Origin of the sequence: Streptomyces sp. CLV115, from assembly GCF_038448545.1 — a bacterium.
Classification (GTDB): domain Bacteria; phylum Actinomycetota; class Actinomycetes; order Streptomycetales; family Streptomycetaceae; genus Streptomyces; species Streptomyces sanglieri.
This window is the reverse complement of record NZ_JBCEWQ010000288.1, coordinates 1-4,799: the sequence shown is the minus strand read 5'-3', so window position 1 is coordinate 4,799 and position 4,799 is coordinate 1. Positions and strand designations below refer to the sequence as shown.

3 protein-coding genes and 1 pseudogene are annotated in these 4,799 nt (G+C 67.4%); all 4 read right to left on the bottom strand.

Annotated elements, in window-relative coordinates; all coding sequences use genetic code 11:
* Positions 1–245 (bottom strand): annotated as a pseudogene (locus AADR41_RS41265) (ATP/GTP-binding protein); the annotation flags it as partial.
* Entirely contained in the window at positions 245–466 is a 222-nt protein-coding gene (locus AADR41_RS43085) for a hypothetical protein (RefSeq protein ID WP_446751207.1), read from the bottom strand. The gene AADR41_RS43085 and the pseudogene AADR41_RS41265, both read right to left, overlap by 1 nt.
* Before the next feature lie 111 nt (positions 467–577).
* Complete coding sequence (locus tag AADR41_RS41255) at positions 578–1,372, bottom strand: APH(3')-V family aminoglycoside O-phosphotransferase (RefSeq protein WP_342287531.1); 795 nt, start codon at positions 1,370–1,372, stop codon at positions 578–580.
* A gap of 310 nt (positions 1,373–1,682) precedes the next feature.
* Entirely contained in the window at positions 1,683–4,295 is a 2,613-nt protein-coding gene (locus AADR41_RS41250) for a DEAD/DEAH box helicase (RefSeq protein ID WP_342287529.1), read from the bottom strand.
* Positions 4,296–4,799 lie beyond the last annotated feature (504 nt).

The following is a 4,799-nucleotide window of genomic DNA, read 5'->3' as shown; positions in this document are numbered from 1 at the left end:
GCGCGGGGCTGGTCGATGGTGGGGCGGTGGTGGGTTTCGGCGAGGTGGTCGATACGGATCTGGTCGAGGCTGGTCTTCGTGATGCGGTCGGTGCCATCGAGGATGCTCGTGATCGCTGCTTGCCGGATGGGTTGGGTCAGGTTCCCGATCCTTCCCGCGGTCCGCTGGTGGAGGTAGGCGGCGTGGCGGGGGAGTGTCCCGGCATGGTGCGCGCGGAGATCGAGCGCGGCTTCTACTCCCGTCATCAGTTCACGGAAGGGGTGGTGTGTGCCGAGGCGTGCCGGGAACGCCTCGCATTCCACCAGGAAAGCCGTGTGGTGAGTTGCGCTCCGCGGACCCCGGAGAACAGGGCGGTGGCGGTGATGTCGATGCCCGCGTACACGAACTGTCCCGCCACGGCGAACCGGTCCGAGTCCGCCCAGATCCCGTCGAAAACCTGCCGCCGATCCCGGGGCGGCCTGCCCATTTCGGTATCGGCGGCAGCAAGGCCTCCAGCCGCTCCCACTGTGCATCCGTCAGGTCGCCACGAGACATCTGAAGATCGTTTCAGGACCTTGATCGACATCTCAAAAACGTCCTAGAAGAATTCGTCGAGCAACTGGTAGAAGGCCAACTTGTCCTTGTCTACGCCGGGGCCGCCGTACTGCGCGAGGAAGCGCCGGGCGTACTCGGGGCCGAACCAGGGATCCTCCTTGATCTCCAGCTCGCGGGTGGCCAGGGCAAGGTCGGCGTGGCGGTCGGCGAGACCGAGACGGCCCACGTCGATGACTCCGGTGATCTCGCACGTCCTGGGATCCAGCAAGACGTTGTTCGGGCAGAGGTCCCCGTGGCAGACGACGGTGTCCTCCGTCTCCGGCCAGGTGCGGTCGAGTTCGGCCAGGAGCTCTGTGCCGGACCAGCCTCGGCGCGCCTCGTCCAGGTTCTCGAGGTCCACCAGCCCCGCGTCGACGTTGTGGCGAGCCTCGTCCATCGCCACGGACAGGGAACGGTCGAAGGGGCATTCCGCCACGGGCATACTGTGCAGGAAGCGGGCGATGCGGGCCATCGCCTCCGCGACGGCGAGCCGTTGGTGCTCCGGCCACTCCTCTGCAGCCGAGACACCCGGTACGGCCTCGGTGACGACCCAGACAGAGGTGTCGTCGCCCCCGCGCTCGACGACGCGGGGAACCGGGATGCCGTGCCGGGCCAGCCATTCGAGCCGATCGGCCTCGCCAACCAGATCGAAGGCCGAGCTGTCCAGGACACGCGGGGCGATCTTCACGTAGAGCTCGGACTGCGGCCCGGTGAGGCGGTAGACGGAGGCGCCCGAGTCCCCTTCGGTGACGGGACTCCACCGATGATGCAGGTATTTGCGGTGCAGCGAGCTCTTCATAGAGTGCATGGTCTCCCGTATCTCAGTCGGATCCAACTGAATACGGAGCCAAAAGAGCGGGACGGATGGCGCGCCATCGGCCCTTGGACGGAGGCGCCGCCGGTGGATGATGACCTACCCGGCGACGGTCAACAAGGCCAGCCTCGGCTTCGCCGCCTGAATACTCCCTGCACGCCGACCGCCCCTGGGCCAGATGGCCCGGGGGCGACGTCCGGCAAAAGAGCGAAGAACAGCCCCGTCCGGTCAGAAGACGGTTCCTGCACGCCCACCTCTACCAGCGCATACCGAGGGCATTGAGCTCCGCCCGCCGCTACTCGGCGAGCTTCCCGGCCCGTTTCCGTACGTTGTCGAGCCATGTGCCGAGCTTGACCACGACGGGTCCGTCAGCGCCTGCCTGACGGCCCGCCAAGCCCGCTTCCGTCTCCACCTGCTCGACGTGCTTGCGGGGCACCCGCAGGTGTCCCTCACGCGCGTGGAACTGCCGTGCGGCGCGGAGGTTGAGGGCCCACATATCGCCTTGCGTCCGCCGCACCGGCCGTTCCTCGTCCTGGGCGGGTTCGATGCCGAGGACGTTTTCCAGGAGCCATTGCTGTGCGGGCAGGAGCTGTTCCCACCCGTGCCGCTGCGCCGCCACCCAGCGTCCGAGGTCTTCGCCCTGCACGATCACCTTCCCAACCGTCACCGGCATGGCCCCGCCGTCCTGGAGCAGGTTCTGGAAGAGGCGGAAGCAGCGCTGCCATCCCGTGTCCCAGACGGGGCACCAGCCCGGGTCGATCTCCTCCAGCGCTGCGCGCCGTGCCTCGGTCAGCGTGCCCGCACTGCTCTCGACCGGGAGGCCGGCCTCACGGCGTTCCGCGTTCGTGTCTGCGGTCCGGGCGGCGTATCGCTGGTTCTTGGTCCAGGTCCCGACGGGGTATCCGTCCCAGACCGCGGTCGCGGGCGGCAACAGGTGCCCGTGCACGGCCGCCCAGGCGCGGGCTGCTGCGAGGCCTTCCTCGAACGCGACGTCCTGGTGCGACCACACCATGCCCAGCCTGCCGAGCTGTTCCACTCGCCCCGTATCAAGGCGTCCGGCTTTGTGGGATTTCCGCTGGTCGGCGAGCCATGTCCCGAGCGGGAACCCTGCCGGAACCCAGTCGTCGGGGGTGGTGTAGTCGTACGGCACCCGCAACTGATCCGCCCCGGTCTCCTTCACGTACCGCACGCATGCCTGGATCCCGCGCCGCCAGAAGGTGTTCTCGGGCTCGATGACCCGCAGCTTCACGAACTGCGCGAGCAATGCGGGGTCCCGGGGAGTGCTGAACTTCAGCAGTTCCCGTGCGGGCGCACTCGGTCCCCGCTCACCCGCCGGCACCTCCCGCTCAGCTTCCACGTCGCCTGCCGCGCTTTCCCCGGCGCCCTCCGGGTGCCAACTCCCGCTCCGGACACGGGGATCCGCGAGGTGTTCGATGGTGTCGGTGTCGTGTGCCCGCAACGCGCCGAGGACCTTCGCGAGGGTTCCGTAGGCATCCGAGGTCAGCATTTCATCCGGCTTTTCACCCGGAGCAAGGAATACCGGAACGATAAGAGAAGCAATCTTCCCTTCACCGGGCTTGATTCTCAGGGCGCGTCCGACCATTTGCACGATATCGATCATCGACCCCCGCGCTTCACAGAATGCGACGGAATCACAATTCGCGGTATCGACACCCTCGCCCAGCACCTTCACCGAGCTCAGCACCCGCAACGCCGCCGACACCAACCCCGCCCCCGAGCGCCCATCACCCCTGCTGCGCCTGCCATCACCACGCCCGCCGCCCCTGCTGCGCCCGCCGATGTCACCCTCGACGAGCTGCGCCTGGCGATGGCCCTGGCCCTGGCTCTGGTTCGTGATGACGTCGGAGGCGAACTCGTCGAGCACGGCGCGCCGGTGGGCAGGTGGGTGTTCGCCGTACAGCCAGTCCGCCCATACCCGTCCCGGGTCCGGGTAGCGCCGCGGATCGTCTTCCCATAGTTTCCGGGCTGCGTCGGTGATGCCGGTGGCCATGGCTTCGGCTTCGCTGACGCGGCTGTGGAACGTCAGGACCTTGTGCAGGTTCTCCTCGGCGGCAGCGGTCACGAGCCCGGTCTGCAGTGCCGCGAGCCGTGCTCCGCGGGCGGCGTCCGATCCGTACCCGGCTTCCTGGCGCAGTTGGTGGAACTCGGGGTCGCTGATGTCGACGCACACCACCTGGTAAGGGGCTACCAGGCCCCGGCTTACCGCCTGTGAGAGCGTCAGTTTGTACGCCACCGGCCCGAACACCCGCGATCCCGGATCCATACTCGCGATCAGCCGCGGCTTCCCGGCCTCACCACTCCGGGCGTGCTCGGGTGCTTCCCAGATCCGGGCCGTGGCGGTCATGTACAGCCGGCGGGTCGCCGGCATCTTCGTCTGGTCGTGCACCGCGGCCCACGGCTTACCCGTGTACCCACTGGTGCGGTGCGCCTCATCGACGACCATCAGGTCCCACGCGCCAAGCCCGGCACCATGGGCGCGCTGGAGAATGCCCAGGCCGACGGCGGCGTACGTGGCGAACACTGTCACCCGCTCCAGCCCCCGTGCCCAGGAGACGAGTTCACCCGGATCGGTGGTGCACGGGACACCGTCGGAGTCGTCGGCCCGGAGCGAGCACACCCCGACCATCGCCCCTGTACGGCCTCCTTCCCGCCATGCGGCCGCGGTCTGGGTCAGCAGATCCAGTGTCGGGACCAGGACCAGGACATGCCGCGCGCCGAGTTTCTCGGCGGCCGCGACGGCGATCAGGGTCTTCCCGGAGCCGGTCGCGGCGATGACCTGGGTCCGCAGCCCCTCGGCCGGCAGGTGTCCGCTCGCAGGCGTCTGAAGCACCCTCAGAACCGCGTCGACCGCCTCCACCTGATGCGGAAAAAACTCCTTCAGCGTCATCAAAACTTCCTCTCCTCGACCGCTTCAGATATATTTCCAAGCCAGAAAAGAAGCGACAACCAAGACACAGACAATCGACCCCAGGGACAGCGGCAGGGTGTCGTCTCATACTCTTTAATCTAGCTTGGTATCAAAAGTGACGCACACCGACTGTAGAAGTGTTTCTGAACCGCCAGTCTGTAATCTGCGCAGAACCGTCCCTGTCAGCCCCCGAACTCTCCTGACAGGGACTCAAGGGACCAGAGGTCAGTTAGGAAGCCCCGGTCTTCACGACCCGTCACCACCTTCCCAGCAAGACCACCCCAACCAGTAGCCAGCCAAAGGGCCGTGCGGAGCATGGCCCGCCGCCTGGATCGCGGAGCGATCCGGGCCGCAGTCAACGGAGTTGACTGCCCGGGCCACGGAGTGGACCGGCAACCCCGGACGAAGTCCGGGAACAACGCACGGAGTGCGTTGTCGTCTTCCGCCGCGTAGCGGCGGCGCGTCGTGTCTGCGGAGCTGACC

What these genes read in the sequence shown, in the direction of transcription:
- AADR41_RS43085 (WP_446751207.1), bottom strand. Translation starts at nt 466, where the DNA reads ATGGGCAGGCCGCCCCGGGATCGGCGGCAGGTTTTCGACGGGATCTGG.
- AADR41_RS41255 (WP_342287531.1), bottom strand. Translation starts at nt 1,372, where the DNA reads ATGAAGAGCTCGCTGCACCGCAAATACCTGCATCATCGGTGGAGTCCC.
- AADR41_RS41250 (WP_342287529.1), bottom strand. Translation starts at nt 4,295, where the DNA reads ATGACGCTGAAGGAGTTTTTTCCGCATCAGGTGGAGGCGGTCGACGCG.